The sequence below is a fragment of the Pseudoalteromonas sp. TAP-3C genome (assembly GCF_059888565.1).
In genome coordinates this window covers 2,332,877-2,351,155 of sequence record NZ_CM187618.1, presented here as the reverse complement: position 1 = coordinate 2,351,155, position 18,279 = coordinate 2,332,877, and the positions used below count along the sequence as shown (strand labels likewise).

The 18,279-nt window shown below is 41.8% G+C and carries 16 protein-coding genes; 11 read left to right on the top strand and 5 right to left on the bottom strand.

The annotated features are described in order from the left end of the window. The first annotated feature begins 636 nt into the window (after positions 1 to 636). The 7 genes from ltrA (at position 637) to cyoE (ending at position 7,851) form a co-directional block, all read left to right on the top strand. The gene (gene ltrA / locus AC6H44_RS11060; protein WP_500734985.1) at positions 637 to 1,911 is read left to right on the top strand and encodes a group II intron reverse transcriptase/maturase; all 1,275 of its coding nucleotides are present in this window, start codon (positions 637 to 639) and stop codon (positions 1,909 to 1,911) included. Between the two features lie 361 nt (positions 1,912 to 2,272). Beyond that, positions 2,273 to 2,701: a hypothetical protein gene (locus tag AC6H44_RS11055; protein ID WP_500738426.1), complete on the top strand. Its 429-nt coding sequence runs from the start codon at positions 2,273 to 2,275 to the stop codon at positions 2,699 to 2,701. Positions 2,702 to 3,027: 326 nt separating this feature from the next. Then, the gene (gene cyoA, locus AC6H44_RS11050; RefSeq protein WP_500735497.1) at positions 3,028 to 3,981 is read left to right on the top strand and encodes a ubiquinol oxidase subunit II; all 954 of its coding nucleotides are present in this window, start codon (positions 3,028 to 3,030) and stop codon (positions 3,979 to 3,981) included. 2 nt (positions 3,982 to 3,983) lie between these two features. Further along, positions 3,984 to 5,972 carry a cytochrome o ubiquinol oxidase subunit I gene (gene cyoB / locus AC6H44_RS11045; RefSeq protein WP_500735495.1) on the top strand — a complete coding sequence of 663 codons (1,989 nt, stop codon included), beginning with the start codon at positions 3,984 to 3,986 and terminating at the stop codon, positions 5,970 to 5,972. Further along, positions 5,969 to 6,601 (top strand): cytochrome o ubiquinol oxidase subunit III, encoded by a 633-nt coding sequence (cyoC, locus tag AC6H44_RS11040; RefSeq protein WP_500735493.1) that lies wholly within the window; start codon positions 5,969 to 5,971, stop codon positions 6,599 to 6,601. The genes cyoB and cyoC overlap by 4 nt, the downstream gene beginning before the upstream one ends. Next, complete coding sequence (gene cyoD / locus AC6H44_RS11035; RefSeq protein ID WP_500735491.1) at positions 6,601 to 6,957, top strand: cytochrome o ubiquinol oxidase subunit IV; 357 nt, start codon at positions 6,601 to 6,603, stop codon at positions 6,955 to 6,957. Before cyoC ends, cyoD begins: the two co-directional genes overlap by 1 nt. 9 nt (positions 6,958 to 6,966) lie before the next feature. Next, positions 6,967 to 7,851: a heme o synthase gene (gene cyoE, locus AC6H44_RS11030; protein WP_500735490.1), complete on the top strand. Its 885-nt coding sequence runs from the start codon at positions 6,967 to 6,969 to the stop codon at positions 7,849 to 7,851. Positions 7,852 to 7,930: 79 nt separating this feature from the next. On the opposite strand, the gene AC6H44_RS11025 is transcribed toward cyoE, so the two are convergent. From AC6H44_RS11025 to ettA, 4 genes are all read right to left on the bottom strand, one after another. Further along, positions 7,931 to 8,593, bottom strand: coding sequence for a hypothetical protein (locus tag AC6H44_RS11025; protein ID WP_500735488.1), 663 nt, complete (start codon positions 8,591 to 8,593; stop codon positions 7,931 to 7,933). Between the two features lie 26 nt (positions 8,594 to 8,619). Next, a complete protein-coding gene (locus AC6H44_RS11020; RefSeq protein WP_500735487.1) occupies positions 8,620 to 9,528 on the bottom strand; it encodes a histone deacetylase family protein in 909 nt (302 codons plus the stop codon). A 53-nt stretch (positions 9,529 to 9,581) separates the two neighbouring features. After that, on the bottom strand, positions 9,582 to 9,947 hold the full coding sequence (locus AC6H44_RS11015; RefSeq protein WP_500735486.1) for a PilZ domain-containing protein: 366 nt from the start codon (positions 9,945 to 9,947) through the stop codon (positions 9,582 to 9,584). A gap of 138 nt (positions 9,948 to 10,085) precedes the next feature. Beyond that, the gene (ettA, locus tag AC6H44_RS11010) at positions 10,086 to 11,759 is read right to left on the bottom strand and encodes an energy-dependent translational throttle protein EttA (protein WP_500735485.1); all 1,674 of its coding nucleotides are present in this window, start codon (positions 11,757 to 11,759) and stop codon (positions 10,086 to 10,088) included. A 225-nt stretch (positions 11,760 to 11,984) separates the two neighbouring features. Between ettA and AC6H44_RS11005 the strand changes: the two genes are divergently transcribed. The 3 genes from AC6H44_RS11005 to metH are packed head-to-tail and all read left to right on the top strand — an operon-like array spanning position 11,985 to position 16,629. Beyond that, the gene (locus tag AC6H44_RS11005; protein ID WP_500735483.1) at positions 11,985 to 12,932 is read left to right on the top strand and encodes a homoserine O-succinyltransferase; all 948 of its coding nucleotides are present in this window, start codon (positions 11,985 to 11,987) and stop codon (positions 12,930 to 12,932) included. After that, the gene (locus tag AC6H44_RS11000) at positions 12,922 to 13,989 is read left to right on the top strand and encodes a homocysteine S-methyltransferase family protein (RefSeq protein WP_500735482.1); all 1,068 of its coding nucleotides are present in this window, start codon (positions 12,922 to 12,924) and stop codon (positions 13,987 to 13,989) included. Before AC6H44_RS11005 ends, AC6H44_RS11000 begins: the two co-directional genes overlap by 11 nt. Before the next feature lie 9 nt (positions 13,990 to 13,998). Further along, the gene (gene metH / locus AC6H44_RS10995) at positions 13,999 to 16,629 is read left to right on the top strand and encodes a methionine synthase (RefSeq protein WP_500735480.1); all 2,631 of its coding nucleotides are present in this window, start codon (positions 13,999 to 14,001) and stop codon (positions 16,627 to 16,629) included. A gap of 379 nt (positions 16,630 to 17,008) precedes the next feature. Here metH and AC6H44_RS10990 read toward each other — a convergent pair whose 3' ends face one another. Beyond that, positions 17,009 to 17,566, bottom strand: coding sequence for a TetR/AcrR family transcriptional regulator (locus AC6H44_RS10990; RefSeq protein ID WP_500735479.1), 558 nt, complete (start codon positions 17,564 to 17,566; stop codon positions 17,009 to 17,011). 235 nt (positions 17,567 to 17,801) lie between these two features. Between AC6H44_RS10990 and AC6H44_RS10985 the strand changes: the two genes are divergently transcribed. Further along, positions 17,802 to 18,275, top strand: coding sequence for a phosphopantetheine-binding protein (locus AC6H44_RS10985; RefSeq protein WP_500735478.1), 474 nt, complete (start codon positions 17,802 to 17,804; stop codon positions 18,273 to 18,275). Positions 18,276 to 18,279 lie beyond the last annotated feature (4 nt).

The following is an 18,279-nucleotide window of genomic DNA, read 5'->3' as shown; positions in this document are numbered from 1 at the left end:
CGGCAGGGTCTGAAGGAAGCGATAGGAAGTTAACAGTACACAACGCAAGTGAACCTGTTTCGGCAGTGTAGGTGGGTAAGCGTGCAAAATAGCGCAAAGCCCGATACTCAGTCAGACCTATACTGTGTTTGAGGGTGGGATTGTTAACAGGGAGCCAGCACAGTAACTGGGGAAGCCTGGCATCTAAACTTAGTGTAAATAAGTGGCCTAAACTCAAGGGGAAACCCAAGGTTTAACGTCGGTGTGAGGTGGCAGATGAACCCGTAGTAGTGAGTAAGGCTAGGCCGATGAAAGCCAGTAATGGTGTGGAGGGCAAAACCAAGCCGACTATCAGCAGCGTGTCTGATAGGGTCAATTTAAATCAAAAGTTTTAATTGATTGCGAAGGGGGGAAGTATTCTTTAAGAGTATGAAAATCAGGAATATCGACGTATAGGCTCACATGTATTTCGACGGAAATAGGCAAGAGATGACGGCTAAGCAGGAATGTGGACGCTGAGAATTAAAGGCCGAGCACGGGAGTAATGATTGACCACTTAGGCAGATTGCCACTGGGCTAGCACACCTAATGTCATCATGAAGGACACCACTATACATCAATGTGAAACGACAGACATACCGCAAGCAAAGGCAATTGATGACAGTTTACTACAGCTTGTATGGGCAATTATTAGATATTAATAACCTGTACAAGGGATTCAAAAAAGTGAAAGCAGCAAAAGGAGCCGCCGGAATAGATGGGCAGTCCATAGCCGCGTTCGCCTTGAATTTAGAAGAAAACTTGAAACAACTGCAACGAGAACTGCAAAGCAAGCAGTATCGCGCGCAGCCGGTCAAACGGATAGAAATACCGAAAGACGATGGCGGCGTGAGATTGCTGGGCATTCCAACAGTTCGCGATCGCATAGTACAACAAGCGCTATTGAACATTCTCCAACCGATCTTCGACATCGACTTTCACCCATCAAGTTATGGGTACAGGCCGAAACGAAGCTGCCATGATGCCATCAGCAAAGCCACGGTATTTATTCGTAAATATCAGCGTGAGTGGGTGGTTGATATGGATCTGTCGAAGTGCTTTGACCTGTTAGATCACGATTTAATTATTAGCAGCGTCAAACGCAAAGTGACAGACGGTAGCATTTTAAAGCTGCTCAATCAGTTTTTAAAAAGTGGGGTAATGATAGGCAATCACTGGGAAGCGAGTGAGGTAGGGAGTCCACAAGGAGGGGTTATCAGTCCATTGTTGGCGAATATCTACCTAGATGCGTTCGATCAAGAAATGAAAAAGCGAAATCACAGAATAGTGAGGTACGCCGACGACATTTTGATCTTATGCTGCACAGAAAAAGCAGCGAAACATGCACTCACTGTAGCAACTCAGATACTGGAGAAAGACTTGAAGTTAACAGTCAACCAAAAGAAAACCCACATAGCGCATAGCAGTGAAGGGGTAAAATTTTTGGGAGTGGAGATAGGATGTAATTGGACACGGATCCAAGGGTCAAAACTCAAAGGCTTCAAACAAAAAGTTAAACGATTAACAAAACGAAATAGCGGCATGAACTTAGTTGAAATAATAAAAAGACTAAACCCAGTGGTGCGTGGTTTTGTAAATTATTTCAGTATAGCCAATTGTAAACGAGCATTAACTCAGCTGGCGGGGTGGTTAAGACGCCGATTAAGGGCCATTCAGTTAAGGTTGTGGAAAAATCCAGCGAGATTGCATAAACGACTAAAACAATTAGGGAAAAAGCCGCCATTTAAGTTTATAAAAATGAACTCATGGCGAAACTCCCTAAGTCCATTATCGAGTGTAGCAATGCCAAACCAATGGTTTGAAGAGCTAGGTTTATATTCAATGGAAAAAGTAAGTACAGGATGGCTTGCTCAATCGGCGTTTAGTAAATAAGCCGAAGGGATAGAAGAATACAGGAGCCGTATACGAGGTCCGTACGTACGGTTCTGTGAGAGGGATGAGGCAAAAGCCTCACCCTACTCGATATAGCAGCATAAATGTAATAAAAATTAGAAGTCAAAAATAATTGTGTTTTTATCTTGAACAGAAAATTCACTTTGTTATACTCACGCACGAACTTTCAGTAAGTTTTGAAAGTTCTATTGATGCGGATCAAAACTAGCTTAGCAAAATAGTGCTAATGCGTTGAGATTGTATTACATGTCACTGTATAAGGCTTTACGGCTGCAACTGTTTCTTTGTTGCCACGGTGTATACCTAATTTGTTATTAGTCATTTTAATAGGTTAATGTCTTTGAACTCATTGTCTTTGTTTCATACCAGCGCTTTGCTTACTTTAGGTAAGTCGGTGTTGCATGGGCGCTTTAATAAAGCGAAGAAGGGCGTGAGTGTGGCGATAACATTATTAGCTTTTAATGCCGTTATGTTGCTTAGTGGCGCCATTGAGGATGCCTTTCGGCTCGAAGCATTGGTCAGTGATGGTTTATTTGTAGAGCCATTATTACTGACTATTACTCAATTTTTAGCTCATCCTATCTTATCGTGTCAGTTACTTATTGGCCTTAGTTGGCTCTTGTTCCACATGTTTCCAGCGCGTCGTGCTGGAATAATCCTCCGTAAAGCAGCCTTTGCTTTTAGCGAGGCTAAAGCTGAACAACCCGTGCAAGCTGCACATGGTTGTCGTGCTCCACCTAGCTTTACAGGTTGTCTGTTTACTCATTAATTTTATGGGTATAGGTTACACCTGTGGTATCTAATTATTTATTCTTGCTGTAAATAACGATTACTTTCATTGTAGCTTAGTGTTTTTACACACTCTCAGCCAACCACACCTCACCCAAGTTAATTTTTATTGCGTTATATTAATGTGTTTAAAAAAGCTGGGTTGGTTCTGCTAGGTAGTTTTATTAAGCCAGTGGTCAATACTTCATGCTTGCATTCGCTCTGCATTATTGTAATTCAATCTTAATTAACTTGGGTTTTTATCAAATATCGTTGCTAAATATTTTTGGCAGCTAATAAAAACTCTCTAGGTTTTAGGATAGTCCCTTGTTAATTCGTAACCTTTTTAATATTGCTTTAGCTAGTATGGCACTGATTTTATCAGGCTGTAATGGCGGGGTACTCGACCCAAAAGGGCAGATAGGTATTGATGAGAAAAATCTGATCATCATCGCCACTGTGCTTATGTTGTTAGTTGTGATCCCCGTTATTGTGATGACTTTATATTTTGCTTGGAAATACAGAGACACACAAGACCATGAAATTTACGCACCAAAATGGGCTCACTCTAATAAGATTGAGGCTGTTGTATGGGCGGTTCCTATTGTTATTGTTGTTATTTTAGGTGTGATCACCTGGCAGTCAACTCAAGAGCTTGACCCTTATAAACCGATAGAGGGCAAAGGTGAACATCTTAGCGTTGAAGTGGTGTCACTTAATTGGAAATGGTTATTTATTTATCCTGAGCAAGGTATTGCCACGGTCAACGAATTAGTATTTCCTGCTAATGTTCCGGTTGAATACAAAATCACGTCAGAAAGTACCATGAATTCGTTTTTTATTCCTCAGTTAGGTAGTCAAATTTACTCAATGGCGGGCATGGAAACTAAGCTGCATTTAATTGCCAATGAGCCTGGCACGTTTAAAGGCTTTTCGGCTAATTACAGCGGCGCGGGTTTTACTGGTATGAAATTTAATGCCATCGCAACGCCAACAAAAGCTGACTTCAACCAGTGGGTTGAACAGGTAAAAACTAACGCTAATAATCTTACTCATGCTAATTATGTAGAACTTGCAAAAGCGAGCGAAAACAACCCAGTTGCTTATTATGGCAAGGTTGATGACGGTTTATTTCATACCATAGTGATGAAATACATGCAGGCACATGGTGATATGAATAAACACCATCATGTAATGAGTAAACATCAGCAGATGAGCAATAAGCACGCTGACATGAATCATCACTCAATGCCATTATCACACAGCCAAGGCGAGGAATAATAATGTCGTTTTTAGGTAAACTTACTATAGATGCGATTCCGTTTCATGAGCCCATTATTATGGTTACCATGGCGGTGATTGCTGTTGTCGGGCTTATTATAGCTGGGTTAATAACAAAATATAAAAAATGGGGTGTGCTTTGGCGTGACTGGATCACCTCGGTTGATCATAAACGCTTAGGCGTGATGTACATTTTATTAGCGTTAATTATGCTGTTTCGTGGTTTTTCTGATGCCATTATGATGCGTGCGCAGTTAGCGCTTGCTACCAGTGGTGCGCCAGGTTACTTGCCGCCAGAACATTACGACCAAATATTCACCGCTCATGGCGTTATTATGATCATCTTTATGGCGATGCCATTTATGATTGGTTTAATGAATATTGTTGTACCACTGCAAATTGGTGCCCGCGATGTGGCTTTTCCATTTTTAAACAATTTAAGTTTTTGGTTTACTGCTAGTGGCGCCATTTTAATAAATTTATCACTTATATTTGGTGAGTTTGCTAAAACAGGCTGGGTGGCTTATCCGCCGTTGTCGGAGTTGACCTTTAGCCCTGGGGTGGGGGTCGATTATTATATTTGGGCCCTACAAATATCGGGGCTCGGTACGCTATTAACCGCCGTAAACTTTTTAGTGACTGTGTTTAAAATGCGTGCCCCTGGTATGACACTGATGAAAATGCCAATTTTTACGTGGACATGTACCTGGGCAAATATCTTAATTGCAGCATCATTTCCTATTTTAACTGCCGTGCTCGCTATGTTAACGCTAGACCGTTATTTAGACTTTCACTTCTTTACCAATGAAGCTGGCGGTAACGCCATGATGTATATCAACCTATTCTGGGCATGGGGTCATCCAGAGGTATACATATTAGTATTACCGGCATTTGGTATCTTCTCTGAAATAGTGTCGACCTTCACTGGTAAACGTTTATTTGGTTATAAATCGATGGTGTATGCCAGTGGTGCCATTTCTATTCTTGGCTTTATAGTTTGGTTACATCATTTCTTCACTATGGGCTCAAGTGCTAATGTTAATGCCTTCTTTGGAGTGATGACCATGGTCATAGCTGTGCCTACAGGGGTTAAACTATTTAGTTGGTTGTTTACTATTTATCGTGGTCGCTTGCGCATAACCGTGCCTGTACTGTGGACACTTGGATTTATGGTTACTTTCAGTGTTGGTGGTATGACAGGGGTGTTATTAGCCATCCCTGGTGCCGATTATGTATTGCACAACAGCTTATTTTTAATCGCTCATTTTCATAACACCATTATTGGTGGTGCAGTATTTGGCTACTTAGCGGGCTTTGCTTTTTGGTTCCCCAAAGCAATGGGCTTTAAACTTGATGAGCGTTGGGGTAAGGCGTCTTTCTGGTGTTGGTTAATCGGTTTCTTTGTTGCCTTTATGCCATTGTACGTACTTGGCTTTTTAGGCATGACTCGTCGCTTAAATCACTCTAATAATCCTGATTGGAATATCTGGCTATATATAGCTGCAGTGGGTGCCGTGATTATTATGTTCGGTATTATTTGCCAAGTTATTCAGCTTTATGTGAGCTTTAAAAACCGCGAAGCGCTTGATGATACTACCGGCGATCCTTGGAATGGTCATACTCTTGAGTGGTCAACGTCATCACCGCCGCAGTTCTATAACTTTGCGACTATTCCACATGTTGATGATATTGATGCATGGACCGATATGAAAGAAAAAGGCCAGGCTTATCAAGGTCAAACTAGCTATAGCCCAATCCATATGCCTAAAAATACCGCATCAGGTGTGCTTATTGCTGCAAGTTTAACCGCGTTTTGTTTTGCCATGATCTGGCATATTTGGTGGTTAGCTGGGCTTGGTTTTATTGGCGCAATTGCGCTGTTTATTAACCGCGCTTACACCAGTGATGTAGATTACTACGTGCAAAACGATGAAATATTACACATTGAAGGCGCGCATATTGCCAGTAACACGAAGGAGGTAAGCGCATGAGTACGTTATCTGCAACTCAAGGCCATGTAAATTTAGAGCCTCATAGCGTGAGTGATACGCATGAACATCACGATACCTCAGGCGATACAATCTTTGGCTTTTGGCTTTATTTAATGACCGATTGCCTGTTATTTGCCTCGTTTTTTGCAACCTACGCAGTGCTTTATATGAACACTGCCGGTGGTGTATCGGGCAAAGATATTTTTGAGCTTGATTTTGTTGCCATAGAAACCGCAGCACTACTTATAAGTAGTATCACCTTTGGTTTTGCCATGATTGCCGCTCAAGGGCAAAAAAAGGCGCTGACGCTTGGTTGGCTCGCCATCACTTTTTGTTTAGGCGCGGTGTTTATTGGCATGGAAATTTATGAATTTCATCATTTAATTGTTCATGGCAATGGCCCACAGCAAAGTGCTTTTTTAACCTCGTTTTTCTCATTAGTGGGTTTGCATGGTTTACATGTCACTGCAGGCCTTATCTGGATGGGCATAATGATGATAGAAGTGATCAAGCGCGGTTTAGGTAAACAAACTGTCACGCGCTTAAGTTGCTTAAGCTTATTTTGGCACTTTTTAGATATTGTGTGGATTTGTGTATTTACCGTTGTTTATTTAATGGGAGCAATGTAATGAGCCATAGCGAAACGCATGCTTTAGAGCAAATGCAAAGCCAGTACCATGATCAATCACACGGCAGTGTTAAAACATACCTAATTGGGTTTGTATTATCAGTGATTTTAACAGCCATTCCATTTTGGATGGTGATGGAAGGTGATTTTTCAAAAGTAACCACGCTTTGGAGTATCGTTACTTTAGCAATTGTGCAAATTTGGGTGCATCTAAAATACTTTTTACACCTTAATTTCACCACCGATGAAGGCAAAGCGAATACCTTTACCTTTTTGTTTAGCGCGCTGATCATCGTCATGGTGGTTGGACTGTCTGTTTGGATCATTTATGAATCAAACGCCATGATGATGTATTAGAGGTTTCAGATGTTTCGTCGTTATTTAGCTGTTACTAAGCCAGGTATTATTATGGGAAATTTGATCAGCGTTGCCGGTGGGTTTTTACTCGCCGCCCGCGGTGATATAAACCCATGGTTAATGTTGGTTACCTTGGTTGGTTTATCGCTTGTTGTCGCATCGGGATGTGCCATAAACAATGTTATTGATAGAGACATTGATGTTGCTATGGCGCGTACTCGCTCACGTGTGACTGTAACGGGCGAAATGTCTGCAAAAGCCGCTTTAAGCCACGGCGTGTTATTAGGGCTAATTGGCTTTGGCTTATTAATCGCCTTTACCACTCAAGCGGCGGTGTTTTTTGCCGTCTTTGGCTATGTCATTTATGTAGGGGTTTACAGCCTCTACATGAAACGCAACTCTGTTTACGGCACCTTTATTGGTAGTTTATCAGGCGCCGTTCCACCTGTTGTTGGCTATTGCGCTGTTACAGGTGTGTTTGATATGGGCGCATTAATACTGCTGGTGATGTTTAGTTTATGGCAAATGCCGCATTCATACGCGATTGCTATTTTTCGCTTTAAAGATTACCAAGCCGCTAATATTCCAGTATTGCCGGTGGCGCAAGGTGTTAACAAAGCTAAGCGGCATATTGTGCTTTATATTGCGGTATATGCGTTAGTGGTGATGCTATTGCCAATTAGTGGTTATACCGGTGCCGCCTTTATGGCCGTTGCCTGTATCACCAGTTTTTGGTGGTTATTAATGGCACTTAGAGGATATCGCTACAACATAGACACCACCCGTTGGGCACGCCAAGTGTTTGCGTTTTCAATTATTAATATTACCGCTCTGAGTATTGCCATGGCGGTGGATTATCAAGCAATTGCGCCACAACTAGTGGCGCTAAACTGATCATTCTAGATTAGTACAACCGAGTTAATTCCCAAAGTTAACCAAAGGCTCTGAGCATTGCAAGGAGCCTTTTTTCTACTTATTTCAACTTTTCTGCATCGTAATACATCGGTTTCAATGTGCCACAATTTATAAATTTATAATTGAGCTCACCAGCAGAGGGCACTTCAGTTGAGGTGCGAAACTTTTGTAAACAGGCGCCACTTAAATCAACAAACATAATATGATGATAGCTTGGTGGCTGAGTTATTTGGTGAATATAAATACGCTCGTTATTTTTTAGCGTAACCATATCGTATTGCTGCCATTTTGAGGCTTTGGTTAAATCGGTGAGTTCACGAGTAAACAACTGCTCGCTAAGTTCTATTCGTTTGTCACTGTAAACTAAACTGCCACCTTGCTTATAATCACCAAGGTAAACATCTGCAGTAATGGCAAGCTCTTCACCTCGCATCAAACGCTGAATATTAAACGGTTTTGGCTTTACTGTAACTAACTCAGCATCACGTACTAAATCTAAAAACGGAATATCCGATACATCCACCTTGTACATAACGTGCATATTATAAGGAAGTTCAAAGCTTGGAATATTAATGGCGTACACACTTGAGCCACTATTAACCAATACCATAGCATGCTCTGCCTCATATTCAGGGTTTAAAGGTGGAAGCTCGGGAGGTTCTTGAGCTTTTACCGGCATAATGCAACTAAAAAATAACAATATAAAAGTGAAAAATCGCATAATAACCTCAATCTATTTATTTTTATTTAAAAACTGGCTGCTTGTTCTATAACAATGCCATGACGTTTTGCTAGGCGCTGATGATCCCTGTCATAGCCTCCACCAATCACAGTAGCAACAGGGGTGTTATTTGCTAGGCAACGCTTAAGCACTAAGTGGTCGCGCTTTGCTATCCCTTGCCAACTAATATCCAGTTTGCCTAAGCCATCTTCTTGCCAAATATCAACCCCAGCATCATATAAAACCAGATCCGGGTTAAGCTCGTTGAGTAAAAATTGCAGGGTATCGTCTACAATACTTAAATATTCAGCGTCTTGCATATTATTGGCTAAACCAATATCTAAATCGCTAGGTGATTTTCTAAACGGAAAGTTTTTTTCACAGTGTATTGAGCAGGTAAACGCATAAGGTTGATGAGCAAGCATGGCTGCGGTGCCATCACCTTGATGAACATCTAAGTCAAAAATCAGTACGTTGGTTACTTCACGATTTTGAATTAACGTTTGTGCGGTAAAAGCTAAATCGTTCACCATGCAAAAGCCTGAGCCAAAATCATTATGAGCATGGTGAGTGCCGCCCGCTAAATGACACGCAAGGCCATGTTTAAGCGCTAAGCGCGCGGTCTGCAGTGTACCTAATGGAGCAGTGAATGTGCGGTTCATTAATGCTTGTGACCAAGGTAGGCCAATACGGCGCATGGCTTTTTCATTTAGGCGGTTATGCCATAAATCGTGAATATAGTTTTCACAGTGCACTATTTCTAAATCCTCTACACTGCCATGTGGTGGCTCTATAATATTACTGCCAGCAAGTCCAAGTGTTTTAACATATTGGTGTAGTTGCGCAAATTTACTCATTACAAAGCGGTGTTTGGGATCAAAACTAAACGAGTAATTAGGATGATAAACTAAAGGTAAATTAGGATTTAAACTCATAACTGCATCGTTTAATTATTTTAGGTTATGGTAATCAACTTCACGCAGTGCGTCTATTCTGTTTTGTAAATAAGCGTTTCAAGCTCGCGGTGTAATAATGCCTCATCGGCAAGATTTAGCTCAACCAAGCGTTTTAAATGCGTGATACTGTCTATATCAATATTATTGCATTTAAGACCAATGTGATTTTCTTCTATATGACGAATAACCACCGGCATTTTTATTTCAATATCGCTTTGTGGCAAGGTAAAACGCAAGAGTGCCTCGTCATTTTTGTTGCCTGTAAAGGCATCACTTTTAGAAATGAGTGCACCATGTAAAGACACATCCAATAGGGTGCATGCATACTGGTTGTTAGGCGTGTCTAATTGCGCTGCTGTAGAGAACATAATACGAGAAAATTGCCGACGGTTTTGCATAATAATCTTATAAAGTTGTTATTTATAATAAGCATAGTTGGTAATGCTCAACACGCCAATTTACTGCAGCTATAAATAATATCTGCATAAAAAAGCCCCGCATTTAATACAGGGCTTTTAACTTATTAACTATGGCTGTTAACCAATTTTTTTGTACTTGATTCGCTTAGGTTGTGCAGCTTCTGCGCCAAGGGTCTTTTTAAGCCACTCTTCGTATTCAGTATAGTTACCATCAAAGAAGTTAATTTGGCCTTCGTCGCGGTAATCTAAAATGTGTGTTGCAATACGGTCAAGGAACCAACGGTCATGCGAGATACACATTACACATCCTGGGAACTCTAAAATAGCATTCTCAAGGGCACGAAGTGTTTCAACGTCAAGGTCATTGGTTGGCTCATCCAGAAGTACCACGTTGCCGCCCGCTTTTAATAACTTAGCGAGGTGTAAACGGTTGCGCTCACCACCTGACAGGTCTTTAACAAACTTTTGCTGATCGTTACCTTTAAAGTTAAAGCGACTAACGTAAGCGCGGCTTTGAAATTCAAAGTTACCAATTTTTAAAACGTCTTGACCATCAGAGATTTCTTGGAATACCGTTTTGCTTTCGTCCATGTTGCCACGGAACTGATCAACAGTTGCCAGTTCTACTGTTTCACCAATACTGATGTTACCGCTATCTGGCTGTTCTTCACCGCTTAGCATTTTGAATAGGGTTGATTTACCTGCACCATTGGCACCAATAATCCCTACAATAGCGCCCTTAGGCATGCTAAAGCTTAAGTCATCAATTAAAACGCGATCGCCAAAGCTTTTACGTAAGTTGGTTACTTCTAATACTTGGTCACCCAAACGTGGGCCTGGTGGAATAAACAATTCGTTGGTTTCGTTACGTTTTTGGTAATCAGACTGCTGTAGCTCGCTAAACTGTGCCATACGTGCTTTTGACTTAGCTTGACGACCTTTAGGATTTGAACGAACCCATTCAAGTTCTTGTGCAATTGATTTTTGACGTGCTTTTTCAGATTTTTGCTCTTGCTGTAAGCGGGCATCTTTTTGCTCAAGCCAAGAAGAGTAATTACCTTCCCACGGAATACCTTCACCACGGTCAAGCTCTAAAATCCAACCTGCTACATTATCAAGGAAGTAACGGTCATGCGTTACTGCCACAACAGTGCCTTCGTAATCATGTAAGAAGCGCTCTAACCAAGCAACCGACTCAGCGTCTAAGTGGTTAGTTGGCTCATCGAGAATAAGCATGTCTGGTTTTTCAAGTAACAAACGACAAATAGCAACACGACGACGCTCACCACCCGACAGGTGCTCAATTTTAGCATCCCATTCAGGTAAACGCAGAGCATCGGCAGCACGCTCTAAAACGTTATCGATATTATGGCCATCGTGCGCTTGAATAACCGCTTCTAATTCACCTTGCTCTTTAGCCAGTGCGTCAAAGTCTGCGCCTTCCATTGCGTATTCGTTATACACTTCGTCAAGACGATTAAGGGCATGTTTTACTTCACCTACAGCTTCTTCAACAATTTCACGAACTGTTTTACTTTCGTCCAACACCGGCTCTTGCGGTAAGTAACCAATTTTAGTGCCTGGTTGAGGGCGAGCTTCACCTTCAAACTCTTCATCAACGCCCGCCATAATGCGTAATAATGATGATTTACCAGACCCATTTAAACCTAGTACACCAATTTTTGCGCCTGGGAAAAAATGCAACGAAATATCTTTTAAGATAGTGCGTTTTGGTGGCACAACCTTAGATACTCGACTCATCGAGAATATAAACTTATCAGGTAAAACCATGGAGGAAGCCTTCAAATAATAATAAAAATTTCAATGCTGTATTGTAGTGGCTCACAGGTGAAACAGTCAACGAATGGCACTGTTTTAAAGTACATATTCAATTTGTACAAACAGTGTGAATAAATTTCATTTAGACATCTATACATCTGGAGGTTGATATTTTTGGCATTCTGTTCATAATGAGAGCGTATTAACTCTCGGTTTTTATGAGCAGGAGCTTTAAGAATGCCAATTACAGTAGAAGACGAATTGCCAGCTATTGCACGTTTACGTCATGAAAACGTGTTTGTCATGCCAAAAACGCGTGCAAAAACGCAAGAAATACGCCCTATGCGTTTGGCTATTCTTAATCTTATGCCTAATAAAGTAGAAACCGAAGTGCAGTTTATTCGTTTGTTGGCTAATTCGCCGCTGCAAGTAAATGTAGAACTACTGCGTCTTGATACGCATCGCAGCAGTAGCAATTCAGAGCAACACTTAGATACTTTTTATCGTTATTTCTCAGAAGTGAAAGACAACAATTACGATGCACTATTAATTACCGGTGCGCCGCTCGCGCATTTAGAGTATGAAGAAGTAGCTTACTGGGAAGAACTCAAAGTGATTATTGATTGGGCCGAGCAACATGTAACCTCTACCTTGTTTTCGTGCTGGGCTGCCCACGCGGCTTTATACCACCGTTATAATTTAAAGCGCGATTTAAAAGACAAAAAACTATGCGGGGTGTTTACCCACCAATGCTATTTTGCACATGGTGCACTTACTCGCGGCTTTGACGATACCTTTTTAGTACCCCACTCACGCTATGGTCACATAGATATTAATAAAATAAACGCCTGTGAAGAGCTGGTGGTTTTAGCAGGCTCTGAACGAGTTGGCGCTTATTTACTTAAAAATAAATCGGGCAGCCAAGTGTTTATTACCGGCCACCCCGAGTACGATGCCGACAGTTTAAAAGCTGAATACCAGCGCGATTTACAAAAAAGCTCAAATGCGCCAAAGCCCGAAAACTATTTTCCTGATGACGATGCCAGCAAGCAACCGTCTAAAACATGGCAAAGCCACGCGTTTTTACTGTTTTCGAACTGGTTAAACTATTACGTTTACCAAACCACACCCTATGATATTAATTTAGTTAGCCAAGCCGTAAGGACTAACAACTATGCCGAATAATTTAGAAAACAAAAGCGCCGAGTTAATTGAAGCGCTAAAACAGCGCATTTTAATTCTTGATGGTGCGATGGGCACTATGATCCAAGAATACAAATTAGAAGAACAAGACTACCGTGGCGAGCGCTTTAAAGACTGGCATGTGTTAATCAAGGGTAATAATGATTTGTTAAGTCTTACTCAGCCAAAAATTATTACCGATATTCACCGTAGTTACTTAGCTGCAGGCGCCGATATTATTGAAACTAATACCTTTAATTCAACTACGATATCGATGGAAGACTATGATATGGCCAGCCTTAGCCGCGAGATCAATCTAGAGTCGGCTAAGTTAGCCCGTGCAGTATGTGACGAATTTAACGCTAAAACCCCAGAAAAACCACGCTATGTAGCAGGCGTTTTAGGGCCAACCTCAAAAACCTGTTCGTTATCGCCGGATGTAAACGACCCAGGCTATCGTAATATTACCTTTGATAAGTTAGTGACTGCGTATGTCGAATCGACCCTTGCGCTTATGGAAGGTGGTGTAGATATTATTTTAATCGAAACCATATTCGACACGCTTAATGCAAAAGCGGCATCGTTCGCGGTAGAAGAGGCATTTGAACAAGCTGGGCGTACATTGCCAGTGATGATATCAGGCACTATTACCGATGCCTCAGGCCGCACGCTTTCAGGGCAAACCACCGAAGCATTTTATAATTCGATTCGTCACATTAAGCCACTTTCAATTGGTTTAAATTGCGCTCTTGGGCCAGATTTACTGCGCCAATACGTTGAAGAGCTATCGCGGGTGTGCGAAACCTTTGTATCTGTTCACCCTAACGCGGGTTTACCCAATGAGTTTGGCGAGTATGATTTAGAAGCAGACGACATGGCAAAAGAGATCATAGATTGGGGTAAATCGGGCTTTATTAATATTGTTGGCGGTTGCTGTGGTACCACACCTGCACACATCAGGGCATTTGCCAAAGGGCTTGAAGGTGTTAAACCTCGCCCACTGCCAGAGCTGGAAGTGCGGATGCGTTTATCAGGCCTTGAAGCCTGTAACTTAAACTAGGAGCCGCCAATGACCCAACAAATTGCAGTATTTACCAATGTCGGCGAGCGTACTAACGTGACTGGCTCAGCCATGTTTAAACGTTTGATCATGGAAGAAGACTATGAAGCAGCGCTTACCGTTGCCCGCGAACAAGTAGAAAATGGCGCCCAAGTTATTGATATCAACATGGATGAAGCCATGCTGGACTCAAAGGCCGCCATGGTGAAGTTTTTAAACTTAATTGCCTCCGAGCCTGATATTTCTAAAGTACCTATTATGGTCGACTCCTCAAAGTGGGAAGTAATAGAAGCAGGCCTAAAGTGTATTCAAGGCAAGGCCATTGTTAACTCCATTTCACTCAAAGAGGGGGAAGAGCCGTTTATTCGCCAAGCTAAAATTATTAAACGCTTTGGCGCTGCCGCCGTTGTGATGGCATTTGATACCGACGGCCAAGCCGATACAGCCGATCGTAAGTTTGAAATTTGTCAGCGTAGTTACAAAATATTAGTTGATGAAATTGGCTTTGCGCCAGAAGATATTATTTTTGACCCCAACATCTTTGCGGTAGCCACCGGTATTGAAGAGCACGACAACTACGCCGTAGAATTTATTGAAGGCACCCGCCGCATTAAACAAAACTTACCGCACTGTAAAGTGTCGGGCGGGGTATCAAACGTATCGTTCTCATTTAGAGGTAATAACCCAGTACGCGAAGCAATTCACTCGGTATTTTTATACCATGCGATAAAAGCGGGTATGGATATGGGCATAGTAAACGCAGGGCAACTTGCGGTTTACGACGACATCCCCGAGGAACTTCGTAAAGCTGTAGAAGACGTAATTCTTAATACCGGTCCCGGTGCCGGTGAGCGCCTTGTTGAACTTGCGCCTAAATATTCAGGTATGGCACAAGCTGAGCGGGTAGAAGATTTAGAATGGCGCACTTGGCCTGTTGAAAAACGCCTTGAACATGCCCTTGTTAAAGGCATTACTACTTTTATAGATGAAGACACCGAAGAATGCCGCGCTGGCGCCGATAAACCGATTCATGTCATTGAAGGGCCACTCATGGATGGCATGAATGTGGTAGGAGATTTATTTGGTGCCGGTAAAATGTTTTTACCGCAAGTGGTAAAATCGGCTCGTGTTATGAAGCGCGCGGTCGCCTACCTCGACCCATTCATAGAAGCCGAAAAAGAAGAGGGCGCCACCAACGGTAAAATCGTGATGGCCACCGTAAAAGGTGACGTGCACGACATAGGTAAAAACATTGTTGGCGTAGTACTGCAATGTAATAACTACGAAGTGATCGACCTTGGTGTCATGGTACCTGCCGATAAAATACTGCAAACCGCGATTGATGAAAAAGCTGATATTATTGGTTTATCAGGGCTGATCACGCCATCGCTTGATGAAATGGTACATGTTGCCAAAGAAATGAAGCGTCGTGGCTTTGAGCTACCGTTAATGATTGGTGGGGCAACCACCTCAAAAGCGCATACCGCTGTTAAAATAGAGCCGCAGTACGACAAAGGCGTGGTGTATGTAAATAACGCCAGCCGCGCCGTGGGTGTGGTATCTAATTTACTTTCTAAAGATCATAAAGCAGAGTTTTTAGCTAAAACCACCGCCGAGTACGACAAAGTACGCGAGCAACAAGCGCGCAAAAAACCACGCTCAAAACCGGTTACCATACAGCGCGCTCGCGATAATGCTGCCCAGCTCGATTGGGATAATTACACACCACCAGTACCTAAAAAGCTGGGCGTGACCGAGTTTAAAAATGTATCAATTGCGACTTTACGTAAATACATAGACTGGACGCCATACTTTATGACGTGGTCAATCGCTGGTAAATACCCGCGCATAATGGATGATGAAGTCGTTGGCGAACAAGCACAAAGCCTATTTAAAGATGCCAACGATATGCTCGATGAGCTTGAAAAGTCAGGCAGTTTACAGCCATTAGGTGTTATTGGTTTATTCCCAGCAAACCGTGTGGGCGATGATATAGAAATATACACAGACGAAACGCGCAAAGAGCTGCTAACCACGTCGTGTCATTTACGTCAGCAAACCGCAAAAACCGACTTTGCTAACTACTGCCTAGCCGATTACATTGCACCCAAAGGCACACCGGATTACTTTGGCGCATTTGCGGTAACCGGCGGTCTAGAAGAGGATGACTTAGCCGATGCGTTTGACGCACAGCAAGATGACTATAATAAAATTATGGTAAAAGCGGTGGCTGATAGGCTCGCTGAGGCATTTGCTGAGTACTTGCACGAGCAAGTTCGTAAAGAATATTGGGGTTATGCACCCGATGAAAACCTCGCTAACGATGAACTAATTCGCGAAAACTACCAAGGTATTCGCCCAGCACCAGGTTATCCGGCGTGCCCAGAGCACACCGAGAAAAAGAAAATATGGCAACTACTCGACACTGAAAAGCGCATTGGCATGCAGCTCACCAGCTCATACGCCATGTGGCCAGGTGCCGCGGTGTCGGGTTGGTACTTCTCACACCCACAAGCTAAATACTACGCCGTAGCTGCAATACAAAAGGATCAGGTTGAAGATTACGCCAAGCGTACCAACATGACGCTTGAAGAAGCAGAGCGTTGGTTATCACCAAACTTGGGGTATGATCCGGAGTAAAAGCGAAGCGGTCAGTTTTTAGCTGTCAGCTAAAACAAGAACGAGCCAAGTTAGGCTCGTTTATTGTAGGTCAATTTTTGTTTTAATTTAACTAAAACGTAAATTTCAATTTTTACGTTGATGATTTTTTTATGGCATGTAAACTTATTATATAAAAATTAAGTTTAGGTGTTGTTATGGCAAGGTTTAGAGTTCCAAAACCCTTACAAAACACTTTTGGCCAGATAACCCCGCCACCAGCGTAGCTACCAGTAAAGTAAAAAGTAAGATGTAAAGCTGTTGGTAGTTTACTTAAAATGAAACTAAATATTGAGCTGAAAAGTCACCTCAGCTAAAGCTTAAGAGCTTTAACTCAGTGTTTGATAGCTAATCGCTCTTTTTAACCTTCAAACAGCTGATTTATAATTAGCCCTCTAACTTTTTCTTTCTCTAGCGGTAGCGAATTAGAGGTAATTGAAAAGCCCTCAATAAAAGGGATGAGCAATGATACCAACTCTTTACTTCTTTGCTCGTGAAAACCGAGTGAGATTAGGAGTGTAACGAGTTCATTACTGCATTGTTGATAGTAATTGTCGAGACTAGCTTGTATTTTTTCTGAGCGTGATGCAAGGGCCCAAATTTCTCGAAATACTTCACACCAACCTTGAACATCGTCAAAAGAAAGCAAGTTAATCATATAATTTTTTATAGCGTCAGGGTTATTTTTCACATTACTATCTTGGACTGAGCTGCGAATATGGCTGAGACAAATTTCGAGATATGAGTCAATAACACTACTAATTAAGCCGTCTCTATCACCAAAGTGATACTGTACATTACTTAGAGTAACGCCGCTTTGTTCAGCTACTTTCCTCAATGTCACACCGTGATTGCCATTGTGAGAGAGCATTTTCGTCGCGGTCTTAATAATTACTTCTTTATTCGATTTAATTTTCATCACCGCTCTTCTCTTAGTTGATTTCTATATCTTGTATTGTTGCCCAGTTGCCATTCGACAAATCATAGCATAGCGCATCAAGTAGGTTTATCACCAAGCAATATATTCTTTAGCTCGGGTAAGTAGGAAATCACCAGTGTTAAATTTTTGTTTCAGTTTTATCATCCCATTGACAATGTAGGTCACCTGACCTAATGTGTAATTACTTTTTTGTATCTCTATAAGGAAAATCACAGTGAAAATCACGTATGGTGTTGTTATTGAAATTATTGCAGAAGTGTTAGAGCTCGATAAAGAGGAGGTAGCTGTATCTAGTTCAGTGGTAGATGATTTAGGTGCTGACTCTTTAGATTTAGTGGATATTTCATTTTCATTAGGTAAGAAGCTTAAAATCAAAATGCCTACAAAAACGACCCTAATCATCGCCAATGAGCTTTGCTCAGATGAAAAGATATTTACCGAACACGGTAAATTGACGGCTACTGGTGTGGATTTATTGGTCAGTAGTCCTAGTCATTATTCTCGCGATGAGATTGACGTAAATTTGGCCATAACCGACTTACTAAGTTTAACAACAGTAGAGCACTGGTTCTCGCTCGCAAGCGAAGTTTACAATCATCCTAATCAAAACGGTGATCAATTAATACAAGAGTATATTGAGCAGTTTTGTGCCTCTAATAATATTGAACTGATTAACGTTCCAGCATAATTTT

What these genes read in the sequence shown, in the direction of transcription:
- ltrA (WP_500734985.1), top strand. Translation starts at nt 637, where the DNA reads ATGACAGTTTACTACAGCTTGTATGGGCAATTATTAGATATTAATAAC.
- cyoB (WP_500735495.1), top strand. Translation starts at nt 3,984, where the DNA reads ATGTCGTTTTTAGGTAAACTTACTATAGATGCGATTCCGTTTCATGAG.
- cyoC (WP_500735493.1), top strand. Translation starts at nt 5,969, where the DNA reads ATGAGTACGTTATCTGCAACTCAAGGCCATGTAAATTTAGAGCCTCAT.
- cyoD (WP_500735491.1), top strand. Translation starts at nt 6,601, where the DNA reads ATGAGCCATAGCGAAACGCATGCTTTAGAGCAAATGCAAAGCCAGTAC.
- cyoE (WP_500735490.1), top strand. Translation starts at nt 6,967, where the DNA reads ATGTTTCGTCGTTATTTAGCTGTTACTAAGCCAGGTATTATTATGGGA.
- AC6H44_RS11025 (WP_500735488.1), bottom strand. Translation starts at nt 8,593, where the DNA reads ATGCGATTTTTCACTTTTATATTGTTATTTTTTAGTTGCATTATGCCG.
- AC6H44_RS11020 (WP_500735487.1), bottom strand. Translation starts at nt 9,528, where the DNA reads ATGAGTTTAAATCCTAATTTACCTTTAGTTTATCATCCTAATTACTCG.
- AC6H44_RS11015 (WP_500735486.1), bottom strand. Translation starts at nt 9,947, where the DNA reads ATGCAAAACCGTCGGCAATTTTCTCGTATTATGTTCTCTACAGCAGCG.
- ettA (WP_500735485.1), bottom strand. Translation starts at nt 11,759, where the DNA reads ATGGTTTTACCTGATAAGTTTATATTCTCGATGAGTCGAGTATCTAAG.
- AC6H44_RS11005 (WP_500735483.1), top strand. Translation starts at nt 11,985, where the DNA reads ATGCCAATTACAGTAGAAGACGAATTGCCAGCTATTGCACGTTTACGT.
- AC6H44_RS11000 (WP_500735482.1), top strand. Translation starts at nt 12,922, where the DNA reads ATGCCGAATAATTTAGAAAACAAAAGCGCCGAGTTAATTGAAGCGCTA.
- metH (WP_500735480.1), top strand. Translation starts at nt 13,999, where the DNA reads ATGACCCAACAAATTGCAGTATTTACCAATGTCGGCGAGCGTACTAAC.
- AC6H44_RS10990 (WP_500735479.1), bottom strand. Translation starts at nt 17,566, where the DNA reads ATGAAAATTAAATCGAATAAAGAAGTAATTATTAAGACCGCGACGAAA.